This window comes from Polynucleobacter sp. MWH-Jannik1A5 (genome assembly GCF_018881795.1).
In the GTDB taxonomy this organism is placed as follows: domain Bacteria; phylum Pseudomonadota; class Gammaproteobacteria; order Burkholderiales; family Burkholderiaceae; genus Polynucleobacter.
This window is the reverse complement of the sequence record NZ_JACVPQ010000001.1, coordinates 1,321,237-1,339,825: the sequence shown is the minus strand read 5'-3', so window position 1 is coordinate 1,339,825 and position 18,589 is coordinate 1,321,237. Positions and strand designations below refer to the sequence as shown.

Here is an 18,589-nt window from a genome sequence, read left to right as displayed (position 1 = left end):
TGCTTTAAGGGTAAACACTTAAAAACGCAAATATCTTCAAAAAATCCTCAATAAATGCCACAAAAGCTCTCCCGCATCACCCCTCCAGCGGAAATATTGGAAGAATCCGCCAAATCCAGCATGGCGGAAAAGGTACTGCTCATTCTGGAGACGATTGCCCAATCGGAATTTCCTCTCACTCTAGAGACCATTTCTACGGGAACTGGCTTAGCAAAACCTACGGCATTTAGATTACTCAATACATTGGTTGCCCAAGGATTTATTGAGCGCGACCCCAATGGCAGACGTTTTCAACCAAGCGCAAAACTCAGAATCATGGGAATGAATATTCTTTCCGTCGACTCTATCCGATCACAGCGCGTAGCAGTGATGAAACGTCTTGTTGAAGAAATTGGCGAAACCTGCAACTTCAATATCTTGGATGGCAATAAAGTGATGTATCTCGATCGAGTCGAGACAAGTGCACCTATTCGGCTGCACGTAGATCTCGGCATGCGCGTACCTCTGCATTGCACCGCCAGCGGAAAATTATTTCTCTCGGGCATGACTGAGTTGCAGGTTCGACGTTCGTTAGGCAATGAACCATTTGAAACATATACACCTAGAACAATTACCACCTACAACAAGCTATTTGACGAGCTTGAAAAAATTCGCAATGATGGCTACGCCCTTGATGAATCAGCCTTCCTGGAGGGATTTATTGGGATCGCCGTACCAGTCATCAACTCAAAATATAAAACTTTTGCCACGATTACTGCGCATGGTCCTGCACCTCGCATGCAAGAAAAATCGATCGATTTTTATGTTAAGCCTTTAAAGCGTGCTGCAAATGATATTCAAACTAGCCTGTCTGATACCAGCAATTAATTTCTTGGAAAGAATATGACCACTCCCGTAATCATTACAGTTGCAATGACTGGAGCAATACCCCGTAAAAAAGATTGCCCAGGTTTACCAGTGACTACCAGCGAGCAGATTGAAGAAACACATAAAGCGTTTGAAGCGGGAGCGACGCTTGCGCACATACATGTTCGAAATGCAGATGAGACTCCAAGCTCAAATCCTGACTTATATGCAGCTGTTCAAGAAGGAATACAGAAACATTGCCCAGGAATGATTATTCAATTTTCCACTGGTGGCCGCGGACGTGATCAAGCAGCTCGCGGTGGAATGTTGTTTCATAAACCTGATATGGCCTCTCTAGCCACTGGCTCAGTGAATTTCCCAACAGGCATTTATGAAAATCCTCCTGAATTTGTCGATGGCCTTGCAAGCGAGATGCTAAAGTTTGAAATCAAGCCAGAAATTGAGATTTTTGATCTTGCTATGCTTTATAACGCAGCTAATTTGATTGAGCGTGGCCTTCTTAAAGCACCAGCCCATGTCCAATTTGTTATGGGTATCCCCAATGCCATGCCAGCAAGGCGCACGATTCTTGAATTCCTCATTTCAGAGTTAAAGGCGGTAATGCCTGATGCAACATGGACTGCTGCCGGTATTGCACGTCATCAATTACCAGTAAATGAATGGACTCTTGAATTGGGTGGTCACGTTAGAACTGGTCTTGAAGACAATACGCGTTTTGATAAAACTCGGGCTGCCAAAGATAATGCTGAATTAGTGGCGCGTCTTGCGCAGATGGCGCCTGCTTACAACCGAACAGTAGCGACCCCAGCTCAAGCGCGAGAAATTTTGGGATTGAGAAAACACTAATCAGTATGGCAAATACATCGTTCGATTACATCGTCGTAGGAGGAGGTTCATCTGGTTGCGTTTTGGCCAACCGCCTCTCAGCGGATCCCAAGAATTCTGTTTGCCTGATTGAAGCCGGGCCCAAGGATCGTTCTCCTTGGATTCATCTGCCGATTGGTTATGCAAAAACGATGTGGGACCCTAAGCTCAACTGGAAATTTCAGACCGAGCCTGACCCTGGTGTAAACAATCGACAGATTTATTGGCCCAGAGGCAAGACGCTAGGCGGCTCCAGCTCAATTAATGGTCTCATTTTTATTCGCGGACAAAAAGAGGATTACGACACTTGGCGTGATCTCGGAAACCCTGGTTGGGGCTGGGATGATGTATTACCCTACTTCAAAAAGGCAGAAGGCAATGATCGTTTAAGCGAACCACTGCATTCACAAACAGGTCCCTTAAAGGCATCATCGATTCCAAAAAAACATCCCTTAGTTGAAGCATTTAAAAAGACTGCTAATACGCTGGGTGTTCCTGAAACAGACGACTTCAACAATCTAACGCAAGAAGGAGTTGGCTACTACCAACTCACCACCCACAAAGGTTTTCGTTGCAGTACGGCTGTTGCATATTTAAAGCCCATCAAGAATCGTAAGAATCTAGAAATTCTGACAGATAGTCAGGCTTGCAGGGTTATTTTTGAGAACAAAAAAGCTGTAGGTATTGAAATATTCCGTAACGGCAAAAAAAGCATAGTACGCGCTAATAAAGAAGTCATTCTGAGTGCGGGTGCGATTCAGAGTCCGCAAATTTTGCAACTCTCAGGGGTTGGCCCAGCAAAACTGTTGCAAGAATTCAATATCCCTGTAGTGCAGGATTTGCCAGGGGTTGGAGAAAATCTGCAAGACCATTTACAGCACCGCCTGATTTATGAATTAAACCAACCTATCTCAACTAATGACCAACTCTCATCCTGGTTTGGTCAACTAAAGATGGGCTTAGATTGGCTACTATTCCGCGGTGGACCACTATCGATCGGCATTAATCAAGGAGGTCTTTTTACTCGTGTAATGAAAGACTCCAAAACACCTGACATTCAGTTTCACTTAGCAACACTTTCTGCAGAGATGGCTGGTGGCAAGGTTCATCCCTTCTCTGGATTTACCATGTCGGTTTGCCAACTCAGACCCGAGTCTCGAGGTCATGTGCGCATTCAGTCAGTAGACCCACTTGTACCCCCCAAAATGTTTGCGAACTATATGTCGACACCTTATGATCGCGACATCAGCATTGCCGCCGTTAAGTACGCCAGGAAAATTGCGCAAACTGAACCGCTTCGCTCTCTGATTACCAGAGAGGTAAAGCCGAATAACCCACAATCCGATGAAGAAATTTTAGAGTTTTGCCGAAATAATGGCGCAACGATCTTTCATCCAACTGGAACCTGCCAAATGGGTCCAGACAGTGATCCGATGGCAGTGCTTGATGCTTCATTAAAAGTGAGGGGCGTACAAGGCCTCAGAGTTGTTGATTGTTCAGCCATGCCAACCTTACCTTCCGGCAACACCAACTGGCCTGCGGTAATGCTTGCAGAGAGGGCCGCTGATTTGATCTTAGGGCGAATTTAGTCGTAATGCGCTGGCAATTACCTTTTAGTAAGTGGCTTCCTGAATATCGAACACCAGGCACGATACGCGCAGATGTTTTTGCTGGTCTAACTGGCGCTATTGTTGTTATGCCTCAGGGTATTGCATTTGCATTACTAGCGGGTATGCCGCCACACTATGGCCTATACGCAGCGATGATCCCCTGCTTGATAGCAGCGCTATTTGGCTCAAGCCGCTTAATGGTTACCGGTCCCGCTAATGCTATTTCCCTAACCACGATGGCTTTAATTTCTCCACTGGCACTCCCGGAATCTAGCCAGTATGTTGCTTATGTTTTAACGCTCAGCTTTCTAGTGGGTGCACTGCAGCTTGTACTGGGTTTTGCTAAAGCAGGCAAATGGGTAGAGCAGATTCCACACTCTGTGATTGTTGGTTTCACCGTCGGCGCTGCGATCTTGATTATCAATAGTCAGCTTGGTACCCTACTTGGTATCAGTATCCCAAGAGGTACAGGAGTACCAGAAACAATCAGCGCTGTAGCATCAGCACTCATTAGCAATCAATGGCAAATGGCAGCTCCCGCACTAGTACTCTTCACCTTAATCGCTATTCGACTTTGGAAGCCGCTTAATCGCTATCTACCCGCCATGCTGGTGGCTGTTGTACTGGGCAGTATTGCAGCGGCTTTATTAGAAACATTGATACCTGGTGTTGCTGCTTTCAGAAAAGTTCAAGAAATACCAGGGGCATTTCCGCCAATTTCTAGCCCAGATTTAACTGGTGGCACTTTGCAAAAGTTATTTAGTGCTGCCCTCATCATGACGCTGTTGGCATCTACCGAAGCAATGGCTATTGCACGTGCGATTGCATTAAAGACAAAAGATCAGTTCAATGCCAACCAAGAGTTTATTGGGCAAGGGTTAGCCAATGTATGCGGATCATTCTTCTCTGCCTACCCAGCCAGTGGCTCATTTAATCGGACTGGCGTCAACCTTGCCTCTGGAGCAAAAACGCCTCTCGCAGCAATATGCGCTGCGGTTTTTCTTTTTATCCTACTTGCCTTTGTCTCACCACTAGCAAAACATATCCCCTACGTAGTCATCGCTTCACTATTACTGGTGGTTGCCTGGAACTTAATTGATCTAAAGCAGATTCGCCATGAATTTAATATGGGAGCGAGAGAGTGGATTCCAATGTTAATTACCGGCATTGGTACCATTACTATTCCACTAGAGTGGGCAATACTTTCTGGAATCATCAGCTCAGTAATGATCAGACGCTTTACCGCAAAGACCGAGAGGAATTAGTGGGCTTTTTGTAGATCCAACAGCTTCAAGCGCTGCACTTTGCCAGACGGTCCACGCGGCAGATCATCCATGAAAAGAATGATTTTGGGTGTTCGAAATTTCCCCAATTCTTTTAAGCAAAATGCGCGCATTTCATCTTCAGAACATGTGGTATCTGGCTTAAGAACGATACACACCATAATTTCTTGCCCGTAGTTGCTATCTGGAATACCGACTGCAGCCGCATCTAATACTGCGGGATGCTTTAAGACTGCTTCATCGATTTCACGCGGGGCAATATTTTCACCACCCTTGATGATCAACTCTTTCAAGCGCCCGGTGATGAAATAAAAACCGTCATCATCACGCATACCCAGATCGCCAGTCTTTAACCATCCCTCGCCATCAAAGGCTTTAGCCGTCTCTGTCTCCGCTTTGTAATAAGCATTGAGAACATTCCCACCACGTAAACAAATTTCACCTACAGTGTTATTACCAAGAGGATTACCTTCAGGATCAATCACTTTGGCTTCTACACCACAAGGTTGACCCGGACTACCATAGCGCCTGCTTTCATCATGCGGATTGCAAAAGACCATTGAGGCCGACTCAGTCATTCCCATGCCTTCAATGACGGTGATCCCAAAGAGTGCTTCAAATTCACGATGATGCTCGGGCGGCAGAGGGGCAGAGGCAGAGCGACCAAATCGAATCGACTTCAAGTCCTCGCGACCGGGTAATGCACCACCACTCTTGGCGGCATTAATCAAATACGCAATGATGGTTGGAACCATATTGATCCAGGTGCAGCGATATTGAATCGCCAAGCTCCACCAACTTGAAACAGAAAAAGCATGTGGCGCAACTACAGACCCACCAGATACAAATGGTGTAATTGTTGAGATAACTTGTCCATTGATGTGGTAAATCGGTAGTGAGCTCAGCACAATATCTGACTGTGTTAATGAGTGCCATGCTGCCATAGAGCGCGCAGCATGTAATAAATTGGCATGCGTAAGCAACACCCCTTTAGGCGTTCCTGTTGTGCCTGAGGTATACATCAAGAGCGCTGGTTGCGAAGACTCAACTGAAGGCAATGTCCCGAGCGCGCACTGCATGAAGGGTCCCTCAGCCGCATCTGGATCAAGCTCAATGGCCTTGAATTTTCTTTTAGTCTTCTCAAGAGCTAAAAATAGTCCCTGTTTCTTATCAGGCGAGTAAAACAAAACTTCAATATCACTGTGATCTAACACCCAGGCTAGTTGATCAGTGGGCGCCAATAGATTTAAGGGGGTAATGACTCGCCCACAGGCCATGGTTGCCAAAAAAATCGTACTAGTTTGGCGTCCATTTTGCATAAAGAGACCAACATGGCCTTGCGCACTAATGCCCTCTTGCTCCAACCAGGTTGCAAAATGACGTGCTTCTTTGGCGAGCTGCCCATAAGTCAGAGCAGCATTAATTTCAGGGGCAAATAGAAATGGTTTTTCAGGCTGTGCCGCCTCCCAATGCGACAGTACCTCACCTAAACTCTTGCATAAAGCAGTCATCATGGAGTTAAGCCTGAGGATAGCGACTGAAATACTCTTTCAGCAAATCTTCAACCTTAGGCACATGCTCAGGAATAGGTCTCACCACTCTCGTAATATTGAGATAGTGGCGATAGTTCATATTCTCTGAGAAATTATTCTTACCCCATGTTCCGCAACCCATGGATAAAGAGAACGGTAGGCCATTCTCAAAGCTACCGCCAGTAGCAATCGCATGAGCCTGGTTAACAATGATTCTAGCTACCGGCAATTGCTGTGCAAGCGCTGCAGCCCGAGACTCCAAAGTTTCTCCGCTTTGTGCAGTATGCAAACCAACAGAATGTCCAGCTCCTTGGTAAGCATATACATTGGAAATCAACTCTTTAGCTGCTTCAAAATTGGCAGCCTTCCAAACTGTCAAGACTGGGCTTAATTTTTCACCAGAAAACGGAACTGACGGTCCATATCCCTGCTCTTCCACCATAAAGAATTTGGCAGCTTTTGCTTTTGGATTTTGCAATTGCGCACGCTCAGCAATCACTGCTGGATTTTGCGCAGTCAGTGTTGAAGTAAGTTTGCCATTCTGAAACATGACATCCTCAAGACGCTTTTTATCAGCAGCATCCAACATCAATCCACCTGCAGCCTCAAGCGCACCAATAGCTTTGTCATAAACCTGAGAACAAATTACCGCTCCATTCTCACTGGAACAACTTGTGGCGTTATCAAATGTTTTGGACTGCAGTATTTTATTAGCAGCACCCGTAAGATCGGCATGTTCATCAATAATGACCAGAACATTTCCAGCCCCAACACCAAATGCAGGAGTGCCACAGGTATACGCAGCGCGAATATTAGCCTGTGAACCGGTTGCCACAACTAAATCCGCCAAACGCATTAATTCATTGGTGGAATCTTTGGTAATCGGAGATGGCAACATCTGCACTAAATCTCTCGGCGCTTTAACGAGATCCAATTGTTGATGCACAAACTCTAGCAAACGAGCGCAAGTCGAGTAGCCTTTTGGTGATGGCGCTACTACAACCGCATTGCGACACTTCAAAGCATTTAAGATCTTATTAATAGGGGTTGCACCAGGATTGGTTGATGGCGTAATCGCTGCGACCACACCCACCGGGCGAGCATATTCAGTCAGCCCTGTCTTTAAATCCTCTGAAATAATCCCAACTGTTTTTGCATAACTTAGGTCACGTACTAAACCTAAAGTTTTTCTGAAGTTCTTTTTGAACTTATCAGCCACATCCCCTAAGCCAGTATCCTGAACAGCAAGCTCCGCCAACTCTTGATTACGCTTTGGCTCAAGAATCGCCCAGGCTACCGCCTCAACTACCAAGTTCACCTGGGCTTGCGTGTAGCCCTCATATATCTTCTGGGCTACACGTCCACGTTCAACAATTACTTCTACTGGCGTCATCATTAATATTCTTATCTTTTTTATTTACTGTACATCTTTAGGGCGAACTCTTACTCAGCTTTAATCGCTGCATCCTTAGTTACTTTTTTCCACTTCACCAATTCAGTTTTGACGATCGCTCCCAATTGAGCAGGTGTACTACCCACTGCCTCAGCGCCTTGAGCAATGAGCTTATCTTTTACAGCTGGCTCAGCCAAGACCTTGACTGTTGCTTTGTACAAGATATCGATAATTGGCTGTGGTGTTTTAGCAGGAACAAACATGGCATACCAAGAGTCCACTTCGTAATCCTTAAAACCTAATTCAGCCATAGTTGGTACATCCGGGAAAACTGGTGAGCGCTTTACGGTAGATACCGCTAAGGCACGCAGCTTTCCCGCTTTGACATAGTTTGCTGCAGCAGGAATTGAAACCCAAAGCAGGGGTACTTGACCGGCAATCACATCAGTAATAGCAGGACCACCTCCACGATACGGAATATGCATCATTGAAACCCCAGCAGAGCCGGCCATCATGGCGCCAGCTAGGTGGCCAGGTGATCCATTACCCACCGAAGCATATGAAACCGCATCTGGTTTTGCCTTGGCCATATCAATTACTTCTTTGACAGACTTGGCTGGGAAATCTGGATTAGCAACCAAGATTTGCGGCAACGAAGCTACTAATGAAACTGGTAAAAAATCTTTTTCGGTATCAAATGCAAGCTTTGGATAGATTGCCGGATTGATGGTGTGTGATGAAAGCGTAAATAAAACGGTATAGCCATCAGATGGAGCCTTAGCTGCAATATCGGTACCAATCGAACCGCCAGCACCGCCACGGTTATCAATGATGACTTGTTGACCGAGCGCTTGGCTTAATGGCTCTTGCACGATACGCGCAATCACATCAGTACCACCGCCGGGCGGGTAAGGAACTATGAATTTAATTGGCTTAGTTGGCCAAGCCTGTGCTTGAGCAAACTGCGCCCAGCCAAGAGAGCCCATAAAAGCGAGGATTGTTGACAGTACAGCGGCTAATAGATTGCTTCTACGCATGACCAATCTCCTATTTAGTACAACTTTGAGGCTTATCTTAGCCCTTATTTACTGTTTTAGTAAGCATAAATGATCTTATTCAACGGAACAAGTTGTTTCGTATAAGTAAAAATACTAACATTTTCCCTAGAATTTACAACCTTGTTCTATTAGAATGAACAAAATGACACATTTCATGAGATTTAAGGCCCATGCTTGAACTAGATACCATCGAACAGCCAGATATCACCAAAAGAGATAGCTCCAGCGAAAACTCCTCCATGCTGAAAGGCGTGGTGATTTTGGAAGCTTTAGCGGCTTTACAGCAACCTGCCACCCTGGCCCAGCTCATGCAGATTACTGGCATGCCAAAAGCATCCCTACACAGAACTTTAGCCATTTTTGAAGAAGCGGGTTTAGTAGCAAGAGAGCCAGGCGGAAGAACTTATGCTCCTGGTGAGCGTTTGTCTCATTTAGCAATGTCTACTATGACGCACGATAGCGTATCTGCCATTCGCCACACCATCCTGCGCGGCTTAGTCGCTGATCTAGGTGAAACCTGCAATCTTGCCGTCTTAAGACGCGGTGAATTATTTTACTTGGATCGCGTTGAGGCTGACTGGGCTTTACGTCTTCACCTTCCACCGGGCACAGTACTGCCCCCACACTGCAGCGCTAGCGGAAAATTACTTCTCGCCTACAAACCCGTAGATGAGCGCACCAAGATTTTAGAAAGCTTGCCACTACAACAATTTACACATAGAACTATTACCGATCGCCACCTATTGGAGTCGGAGATGGAAAGAATTGTGAGCACTGGTTATGCAGTAGATAACGAAGAATATGTATTGGGAGTTTCTTGTGTAGCGGTACCTGTCAAAGACTCTCTAGGTGAGGTAGTAGCAGCGATTGCGGTTCATGCAGCAACAGCAAGACTCCCTCTAAATCAAGCGATGGAACATATTCCTAAGCTAAAAGAAGCGTCTGAGCGTATCTCTCAAACTCTCTCCTAATTAGCACAGCATCAAAGCCACCTCAGGACAAATCTAAACGTGAAATATCCACTCTTAGAAAAAATGATTGAGGAGGCTAAGAGTAATCTGCCTCTTGGGGTGGTCTACCCCCTCAGTGCGCCAGCACTAGAAACTGTTTTTGATCTTATTAAAAGACAGTTATGCACTCCAATTTTGATAGGCCCTAAAAAGGAAATAGAAGAGCTAGCAGCAATCGAAGAACTTTCTCTAGATGGCATACAGATTGTCGATACACCTAAAGATCCGATCCTGGCAACCAAGAAAGCAGTTGAGATGGTGAAAGAAGGAAAGCTAGCGGTTCTAATGAAGGGGTCTTTGCACACTGAAGATCTGATGGGGCCGATTGTGCATCGCGATGGATTGCGTACTGATAAACGCGTTAGTCACCTCTTCTTGTTTGAGCTTGCTCGCTACCATAAGCTACTTGGCGTCACAGATGCCGTTGTCAATATCGCACCAAATGCTCAACTCAAAAGAGAAATTCTAGCCAACAGCTTAGATGCCTTAAAGAGGTTAAGCATCAGCAACGTCAAAGTAGCAATCATTGCTGCTACTGAGGTGATTAATCCAGCAATGTCATCTACTACGGATGCAAAAGAAATTGTGGATGAGCATATTGCTCATCCGATATTTCCAGATACGATTATTGAAGGCCCTTTTGGATTTGATAATGCGATATCAGCACAGTCCGCGAGAACAAAAGGGATTTACTCAAAGGTAGCGGGTGATCCTGATCTACTATTAATGCCTGACTTGCAAGTCGGCAATATTCTTTACAAGTCCTTTGTCTATATGGCCGGCGCTGAATGCGCGGGAACTATTCTGGGCGCACAAGTTCCAATCACCCTGACATCGAGATCTGATTCTGTTTTTTCTAGAGTGGCATCTACAGCAATGGCCATTCTGCTTGCCAAAAACCCTCAATAATTGAGAAGACCATGTTCAAAATATTTTCCAATGATCCCGTGCATGACCCGATTAATAAGCAAGCACCTGCAACGGAAATTAAAAAAACTACCTGCTATATGTGTGCCTGTCGTTGTGGCATTCGAGCGCATCTGCGTGATGGCAAATTAGTCTATATCGACGGCAATCCTGAACACCCATTAAACCAAGGCGTTATCTGCGCCAAAGGTTCTTCAGGAATCATGAAACAGAATTCTCCTGCGCGCATTACACAACCCCTGTTGCGTAAGGCAGGCAGCGAAAGAGGTAATGGTGAATTTGAACCTATTAGCTGGGAAAAAGCTTTTGATATTCTGACTGAGCGTCTTGCGAAAATTCGCGCCACCGATCCAAAGAAGTTTGCTCTCTTTACTGGTCGCGACCAAATGCAGGCCTTGACTGGTTTATTTGCAAGGCAGTTTGGTACACCTAACTATGCAGCGCACGGCGGCTTTTGCTCGGTAAATATGGCTGCAGGCATGATCTATACCATCGGCGGAAGCTTCTGGGAATTCGGTGGGCCAGATTTAGATCAAGCGAAATTGTTTGTCATGATTGGCACAGCGGAAGATCACCATAGCAATCCAATGAAGATTGCTTTATCGAAATTTAAACGTGCTGGTGGCCGCTTCATCTCCATCAACCCAGTAAGAACTGGCTACTCTGCTATTGCTGATGAGTGGATTCCGATTAAGCCTGGAACTGATGGCGCACTGTTTATGGCCTTAATGCATGAACTGATTCGCCTTGAGAAGTACGATGCCCCATTCTTAAAGCGTTTTAGCAACTCAGCACAATTAGTTTGCATGGATTCAGGTCCAGAAGAAGGCTTATTTCTGTATGACCCTGACTCTGACCCGCTCAATACTGATTTGCCGCACAACAAATATATCTGGGATGAAAAGTCACAAAGCGCTAAACCTTGTTTTGCGCAAGGAACATCGCCTGCCTTGCTCGGTGAATATGTGATGGGCCCAGGCCCACACCAAGGCAAAAAAGTAACTCCTTCATTTGAACTTCTCAAACGACAAGTTAGTGAAACTACTCCTGAATGGGCTGCAGCAATCACTAGCATTCCAGCAGAACGCATTCGCAAGCTTGCCCTTGAAATGGCAGACACTGCATTCGGGCAAGAATTTGAATTACCGATTCCATGGACAGACTCTTGGGGCGAAAAACATGACTCTGTAACTGGTAGGCCAGTTGCATTCCATGCCATGCGCGGCTTATCTGCCCACTCTAATGGATTTCAGACAACGCGTGGCCTTGCTGTGCTCATGTCGCTATTGGGCACCATTGATCGTCCGGGTGGTTTTAGGCATAAAGCGCCTTACCCAAGACAGGTACCGCCTAATGCAAAACCCCCTTCTTCTGAAAATGACATCAAGCCAAATACTCCACTAGCTAAACCTCCGCTCGGATGGCCAACACAGCCAGAAGATTTAGCACTGGATTCTGATGGTAAACCGCTGCGTATTGATAAAGCCTATTCTTGGGAGCATCCGTTAGCAGCGCACGGATTAATGCATAACGTCATTACTAATGCAGTTAAAGGTGATCCCTACTCCATTGATACGCTCATGATTTTCATGGCCAATATGTCATGGAACTCCACCATGAATACCATGGAAGTTCGTGAACATCTCAATGCAAAAAATGATGATGGTGAATTTAAGATCCCATTCTTAGTGGTATGTGATGCATTCCAGTCAGAGATGGTGGACTTTGCAGATCTAGTTCTTCCAGATACCACCTATCTCGAACGCCATGATGTCATGAGCATGCTTGATAGGCCAATTTCAGAATTTGATGGTCCTGTTGATTCTGTTCGCATCCCTGTTCTTGAGCCTCTAGGTGAATGCAAACCATTCCAAGAGGTATTGATTGAGCTGGCTTCCCGCTTAAAGTTCCCAGCCTTTACCACTCCGGAGGGTGAACGTAAGTTTAAGGATTACCCAGACTTTATTACCCGATTCCAAACTACTCCAGATTCAGGTATTGGGTTCTTAAGTGGTTGGCGCGGCAAGGACGGGGATAAGCCATTGCGTGGCGAACCTAATCCAAATCAATGGCAAAAATACGCTGAAAATAATTGTGTTCATCAATATCACATGCCTCCAGAGCATCAATACATGCGCAACTGGAACAAGGGCTATCTAGACTTCTCAAAAGAAAATGCTCTGCGCCAGAAAAATGATCCAATCATGATTGCAATCTACTCGGATATCTTGCAACGCTTTAGATTGGCATCGACTGGAAAACGTCCGGGCGCACAACCTCCAGAACATCTCAAAGCGCGCATCTATAAATACTTTGATCCGTTGCCTTTCTGGTACCCGCCACTGGAAGATGAGGCAACTGATCTCACCAAATTTACATTGAATGCAATTACCCAGCGTCCAATGGCGATGTACCACTCCTGGGACTCACAGAATGCTTGGTTAAGACAAATTCATAGTCATAACTATTTATACGTTAATACTGCTACTGCACTTAAGAGTGGTATTGCTGATGGTGCATGGATGTGGATTGAATCACAATGGGGTAAAGTCCGCTGCATGGCGAGACATTCTGAGGCGGTTGATCCAGGGACAGTGTGGACTTGGAACGCTATTGGCAAAGCAGAATCTGCTTGGAGCCTTACAAACGATGCGGATGAATCTAAAAAAGGGTTCTTGTTAAATCACCTTATCTCGGAAGAACTTCCATTAGGTGGATTTACTGTAAGCAACTCTGATCCAATCACTGGTCAAGCGGGATGGTATGACGTCAGAGTTCGATTGGCCCCAGCAGACGAAAATGAACCAAAAGAAACTTGGCCACAAGTAAAAGCATTTGAAGTACCCGGAATGGCCCTCAAAAAATCGGGGGAGACAAAATGAGCAAAAAAAATAAACAACTAGCTCTCGTTATTGATTTAAATGTATGTGTAGGTTGCCATGCGTGTGTTACCTCTTGTAAAGAGTGGAACACCTCTGGCTCAGCTGGTCCGCTGACTGATCTCAATGCTTATGGCGCGAGCCCAAGTGGCACCTTCTTCAACCGAGTGCAAACCTTTGAAGCGGGCACTTTTCCAAATACACAGACAGTTCACTTTCCAAAGTCCTGCTTACATTGCGAAGAGCCTCCCTGTGTTCCTGTTTGTCCTACAGGCGCAAGCTATAAACGCAAAGAAGATGGCATCGTACTTGTTGACTACGACAAATGTATTGGTTGTAGCTATTGCTCTTGGGCATGTCCTTACGGTGCACGCGAGCTTGATCAAGAACGTCAGGTAATGACTAAATGCACGCTCTGTGTAGATCGTATTTATAGCGAGACCTTGCCAGAGGCTGAGAAAAAGCCAGCATGCGTTCTTGCCTGCCCTACTAGTGCGCGCATCTTTGGTGATGTCCATGATCCTGAGTCTGACGCTAGCAAAGCCATAGAAGAACGTTCAGGCTATGCACTGATGCCTGAATGGGAAACTCAACCAGCCAATCACTATTTACCGCGCTCCATTATGGAAACGATTGATGCAGCAAGGAATGACAAATAATGCGCCCACAATTTTCAATTATTTTCTTTACCACCTTAGCGGGAATGGCTCAAGGACTGCTATTTTTTATAGCTTTAGCAAATCTACATAGCCAAGCCACCCCAAGCGCATTTCTTACCAACCTCGCTCTACCGGTTGCTTTTGTTCTGCTAGCTCTGGGCTTAGTTGCTTCATTCTTTCACCTAGGTCACCCCGAGCGAGCATGGCGCGCTGCCATGATGTGGAGAACTTCCTGGCTATCGAGAGAGGTTATCGCTCTTCCAGCAGTTATGGCTGTCACAGTAATCATTTACCTCTATGCGCGCTTTAGCCAAGTACCGCAGTGGCTATGGCTTGCTCTACTTTTCACCACCATGGCTCTTTGGATATGTACCGCAAAGATCTATCAGTGCATTCGCTTCATTCAGGAGTGGTCACATCCTTCCACCCTAACTAACTTTATTCTGCTGGGGATGACGTCGGGCTGGATTTTGTTAGAGCTATTGATTGCGGTTTGGGGTGATGCTTCGGTGCAAATGATTGATGCCCCACTTTCCATCATTGCTTTTTTACTCTTATTTTTATCATTCAATCTGAAGCTTTGGATTTGGAGTCGCAATCGCAAGCTAAAACCAAAATCAAATCTAGCTACAGCAACCGGCATCAAAGGCAGCAATATTCGCCAAACCTCTATGGGTCTTATGGGAGGTAGCTTCAATACCCGTGAATTCTTTCACCACCAAACAGATAAAGTAATCGCAAATTTACGTAAGATCATTTTGCTTTGCGCATATGTTATCCCCATGATATTGATGGCTTATGCTATTTCTTCACCTAATTTCTTGGTGATTACATTTGCATTACTAATTAACTATGTGGGTTTGCTTGCTGAAAGATGGATGTTTTTTGCTGAAGCCAACCACCCGCAGAATTTGTATTACCAAAGAGTTTCCTAAATACATCTGATGCCGATAGATCAATTCGCCGAACAGCTTATCCACGGCAGGACTCACATATCGCCGAAAAGACTGGGCAACCCAGGGCCCAGTCAAACTCAAAAAGAAACTATCCTCTTGGCGGCCAATGCTGCCCCCGATCACGGCAGGATGGTGCCATGGCGCTTCATTGAGATTCAAGAAAGTAGTCGCCCCGCATTGGGCGAAGTCTTTCGTCAATGCCTGTTAGATCGCGATCAAGAGGCTACTTCAGTACAACAGCAGGAAGCGCTTGATAAGGCTTCACGTGGACCACTGCTATTACTGGCGATGGCGAACTACAAAGACAGCAATGAAGACATCAGTAGGCAAGAAAAATTAATATCTCTTGGCTGCGCCATTCAAAATATTCTCTTAAGTGCTTACGCCTTTGGTTTTGGCTCGGGATTATCGAGCGGGAGAGCGCTACAAAGTGATCGCATTAGGAAGTTATTCCAACTCACCGATGACGAAGAGCCCATTTGCTTTATTACGATCGGCACAGTATTAAAAAATAAGCCCGGTCGTATTCGACCAAGCCTATCTGAATACCACTCCATTTTTTAAGTACATCATAATAAAAAAGCCCGGACAAACCGGGCTTTTTAACAATCTTCTGGCTTATACGTAATCTTTGTATTTATCCAAGAAACGTACTGGCTTAGACAACGCATCACGGCGGAATGGATCACCAAGTTCACGAGTACACATAATCTCGATCACACAGGTCTTACCTTCCTTCATCTGCATTTCAACTGCCTTCTTCAGAGCTGGTCCCACTTGGTCGAGCTGGTCAACCACGATACCTTCAGCACCCATGGATTGCGCGATACCGGCAAAACTTGGGCTCTCAAGCTCACCCGCCACAAAGCGACGGTTGTAGAAGTCCACTTGGTTCTTTTTCTCTGCACCCCACTGACGGTTATGGAACACAACTGCAGTAACTGGAATATCGTGACGAACGGCAGTCAAAATCTCAACCATACTCATAGCCCATGCGCCATCACCAGCGTAAGCAATCGCTGGACGATTTGGCGCTGCTGCTTTGGCACCAATAATCGTTGGCAATGCGTAACCGCAGTTACCAAAACTCATTGGGGCAAAGAAACTACGTGGCTTCTCAAAGCGGAGATAGCTATTAGCAACGGAGTTGATATTACCGATATCAGTAGACACCATTACATCAGCAGGCATAGCCTTCTCAAGCTCTCGCAACACTTGACGTGGATGCAAGTAATGACCTCCCGTAGGAGTCACTTCTTTTTTCTGCTCTTCAATCATGTCTAAGCTGAATGGGTCTTTTTCATGAGTCCACTCATCCAACTCTTTTTCCCATGCAGCTTTTTCAGCGGCAATTGTTTTGGCACGTTCTGCTTTAGTTGCATCGCAAGCCAATTTCTTACCTTCTAAACGCTTAGTCAATGCAACAGCAGCAGCTTTCGCATCACCGCAAATACCTACGGAAATCTTCTTCACCAAGCCGAGCATCTTATTGTCTGCATCGATCTGAATAATCTTGGCATTTTTTGGCCAGTAATCCATGCCATGCTGTGGCAATGTGCCGAATGGTCCAAGACGTGATCCCAATGCAACCACCACGTCAGCCTGTGCCATCAATTTCATAGCAGCCTTAGAGCCTTGATAACCAAGAGGGCCGCACCATAATGGATGGCTAGCTGGGAAGGAGTCATTGTGTAAATAGCTATTAACTACTGGGGCACCAAGACGCTCAGCAAATGCCTTACATTCCTCAACCGCATCACCCATCACTACGCCACCACCAGAAATAATGACTGGGAACTTAGCATTAGCCAATAGCTCTGCCGCCTCATCCAAGCTCTTTTCACCACCAGGACCGCGATCGAGACGATTAGGTTGCGGAATCTCAACTTCGATCTCACCATAAAAATAATCACGTGGAATATTCAGCTGAGTTGGACCCATCTCTGATAGAGCGCGATCAAAACAGCGGCCAGTAAATTCAGCCATACGCTTTGGATTATTCACGTGTCCTTGATACTTTGTGAACTCTTCAAACATCGGCAATTGATTGGCTTCTTGGAACCCACCTAGGCCCATACCCATTGTTCCTGTTTCAGGAGTAATGATTACCACTGGACTATGCGCCCAGTAAGCAGCAGCAATTGCAGTGACACAGTTACTAATGCCAGGACCATTTTGCCCAATCACCACGCCATGACTTCCGCTAACACGCGCATAGCCATCGGCCATATGTGCAGCGCCTTGCTCATGAACAACCGGAATCAAACGAATACCTGCTGGAGCAAAGATATCCATTGCATCCATGAAGGCTGAGCCCATGATTCCAAAGATATCCTTGACCTTGTTAGCGACCATGGTCTCCACAAATGCTTCGGAAGGGGTCATTTTTTGTGGGCCGGTAGGCAAATTAGCGCCAGACTTAGACATAAAGCTCTCCTAGGTATTCAATTAAATGGAACATTTTGTTCTACAATATGAATAATAATAGCGTATTTTTACTAAAGTCAAGCATATAAACCCCAATCTGGAATATATTTGACAACATATTAAGACTTTTAAAGGCAAGGAAATGGCTGAAAGCACTTCTTCAATAGATTTACTAGGTTTGCAGCCTGAAAAACGGGTTTCCCTGCACTCAGCCTTCCCGGCATGCCGAGGCTTTGCGGATTTTGAGATCCCCGCATTTAATCAAGCTAGTGAACTGGTACCTGCGGTTGATCCAAGTTACCAACTCAATCCAGAGGCCACATTAGCCATTCTGGCGGGTTTCGCTTTCAATCGCAGAGTGATGTTGCAAGGAATGCATGGGACTGGGAAATCTACACACATAGAACAAGTAGCAGCCCGATTAAATTGGCCTTGTTTGCGAATCAATCTAGACGGCCAAATTACGCGTATGGATCTCATCGGCAAAGATGTCATTAGCCTGGAAGATGGCAAGCAAATTACCCGCTTTCAAGAAGGACTCATTCCCTGGAGTTTGCAACGTCCTGTTGCTCTCATCCTCGATGAGTACGATGCGGGCCAACCAGATGTGATGTTTGTGATTCAAAGAATGTTGGAGCGCGAAGGTCGCCTCACCTTACTTGATCAAAATAGAGTGATCAATCCTAATGCTGCTTTTCGAATCTTTGCCACCAGTAATACTGTTGGTCTTGGCAATTGGAATGGCTTATATCAAGGTACTCAATTACTAAATCACGGTCAGATGGATCGCTGGGACATCGTAGCGGCATTGAATTACCTGGAACCACAGGAAGAACAAAAGATTTTGATGGCTAAAGTACCAGAGCTATCGGATGCTCAGGCAAAGGCAATGATTAGCCTTGCCAACCTTACTAGAAGCGGCTTTGCCGCAGGTGATATTTCCACATTAATGTCGACCAGAACGCTGATTACTTGGGGTGAAAACTGGCGCATCTTTAAGGACTTGCAGATTGCATTTTCTCTGGCATTTTTAAATAAATGTGAGTCAGAAGAAAAAACTTTGGTAGCCGAATACTATCAACGCTGCTTTGACAGCGAGCTGGATTTAAACAACAAATAAACCA

The 18,589-nt window shown here is 45.6% G+C and carries 15 protein-coding genes; 11 read left to right on the top strand and 4 right to left on the bottom strand.

Features of this window, described 5'->3' with window-relative positions:
- Positions 1-54 precede the first annotated feature (54 nt).
- The 4 genes from ICN23_RS06855 to ICN23_RS06840 are packed head-to-tail and all read left to right on the top strand — an operon-like array spanning position 55 to position 4,606.
- On the top strand, positions 55-867 hold the full coding sequence (locus tag ICN23_RS06855; RefSeq protein WP_216231453.1) for an IclR family transcriptional regulator: 813 nt from the start codon (positions 55-57) through the stop codon (positions 865-867).
- A 15-nt stretch (positions 868-882) separates the two neighbouring features.
- Entirely contained in the window at positions 883-1,713 is an 831-nt protein-coding gene (locus tag ICN23_RS06850) for a 3-keto-5-aminohexanoate cleavage protein (RefSeq protein WP_216231452.1), read from the top strand.
- Between the two features lie 5 nt (positions 1,714-1,718).
- Positions 1,719-3,320 (top strand): GMC family oxidoreductase, encoded by a 1,602-nt coding sequence (locus tag ICN23_RS06845; RefSeq protein ID WP_216231451.1) that lies wholly within the window; start codon positions 1,719-1,721, stop codon positions 3,318-3,320.
- 5 nt (positions 3,321-3,325) lie between these two features.
- Positions 3,326-4,606: a SulP family inorganic anion transporter gene (locus tag ICN23_RS06840; protein WP_216231450.1), complete on the top strand. Its 1,281-nt coding sequence runs from the start codon at positions 3,326-3,328 to the stop codon at positions 4,604-4,606.
- Here the strand turns inward: ICN23_RS06840 and ICN23_RS06835 are convergent.
- The 3 genes from ICN23_RS06835 to ICN23_RS06825 are packed head-to-tail and all read right to left on the bottom strand — an operon-like array spanning position 4,603 to position 8,586.
- Complete coding sequence (locus tag ICN23_RS06835; RefSeq protein ID WP_216231449.1) at positions 4,603-6,138, bottom strand: AMP-binding protein; 1,536 nt, start codon at positions 6,136-6,138, stop codon at positions 4,603-4,605. The genes ICN23_RS06840 and ICN23_RS06835 overlap by 4 nt on opposite strands.
- A gap of 4 nt (positions 6,139-6,142) precedes the next feature.
- A complete protein-coding gene (locus ICN23_RS06830; protein WP_216231448.1) occupies positions 6,143-7,552 on the bottom strand; it encodes an aldehyde dehydrogenase family protein in 1,410 nt (469 codons plus the stop codon).
- A gap of 47 nt (positions 7,553-7,599) precedes the next feature.
- A complete protein-coding gene (locus ICN23_RS06825; RefSeq protein ID WP_216231447.1) occupies positions 7,600-8,586 on the bottom strand; it encodes a tripartite tricarboxylate transporter substrate binding protein in 987 nt (328 codons plus the stop codon).
- Positions 8,587-8,777: 191 nt separating this feature from the next.
- Between ICN23_RS06825 and ICN23_RS06820 the strand changes: the two genes are divergently transcribed.
- Genes ICN23_RS06820 through ICN23_RS06795 form a run of 6 tightly spaced genes read left to right on the top strand, consistent with a single transcriptional unit; the run spans position 8,778 to position 15,602 of the window.
- Positions 8,778-9,578 (top strand): IclR family transcriptional regulator, encoded by an 801-nt coding sequence (locus tag ICN23_RS06820; RefSeq protein WP_255532726.1) that lies wholly within the window; start codon positions 8,778-8,780, stop codon positions 9,576-9,578.
- A gap of 39 nt (positions 9,579-9,617) precedes the next feature.
- Positions 9,618-10,526, top strand: a complete 909-nt coding sequence (locus ICN23_RS06815) for a bifunctional enoyl-CoA hydratase/phosphate acetyltransferase (protein ID WP_370624764.1) — start codon at positions 9,618-9,620, stop codon at positions 10,524-10,526.
- Positions 10,527-10,537: 11 nt separating this feature from the next.
- Complete coding sequence (locus ICN23_RS06810) at positions 10,538-13,426, top strand: molybdopterin oxidoreductase family protein (RefSeq protein ID WP_216231446.1); 2,889 nt, start codon at positions 10,538-10,540, stop codon at positions 13,424-13,426.
- Positions 13,423-14,082 carry a 4Fe-4S dicluster domain-containing protein gene (locus ICN23_RS06805; protein WP_216231445.1) on the top strand — a complete coding sequence of 220 codons (660 nt, stop codon included), beginning with the start codon at positions 13,423-13,425 and terminating at the stop codon, positions 14,080-14,082. The genes ICN23_RS06810 and ICN23_RS06805 overlap by 4 nt, the downstream gene beginning before the upstream one ends.
- Complete coding sequence (locus ICN23_RS06800) at positions 14,082-15,017, top strand: DmsC/YnfH family molybdoenzyme membrane anchor subunit (RefSeq protein WP_216231444.1); 936 nt, start codon at positions 14,082-14,084, stop codon at positions 15,015-15,017. The genes ICN23_RS06805 and ICN23_RS06800 overlap by 1 nt, the downstream gene beginning before the upstream one ends.
- 9 nt (positions 15,018-15,026) lie before the next feature.
- Positions 15,027-15,602 (top strand): nitroreductase, encoded by a 576-nt coding sequence (locus ICN23_RS06795; protein WP_216231443.1) that lies wholly within the window; start codon positions 15,027-15,029, stop codon positions 15,600-15,602.
- Positions 15,603-15,656: 54 nt separating this feature from the next.
- On the opposite strand, the gene xsc is transcribed toward ICN23_RS06795, so the two are convergent.
- A complete protein-coding gene (xsc, locus tag ICN23_RS06790) occupies positions 15,657-17,465 on the bottom strand; it encodes a sulfoacetaldehyde acetyltransferase (RefSeq protein ID WP_216231442.1) in 1,809 nt (602 codons plus the stop codon).
- Positions 17,466-17,607: 142 nt separating this feature from the next.
- Between xsc and ICN23_RS06785 the strand changes: the two genes are divergently transcribed.
- Positions 17,608-18,585, top strand: a complete 978-nt coding sequence (locus tag ICN23_RS06785) for an AAA family ATPase (RefSeq protein WP_216231441.1) — start codon at positions 17,608-17,610, stop codon at positions 18,583-18,585.
- The last annotated feature ends 4 nt before the right edge of the window (positions 18,586-18,589 follow it).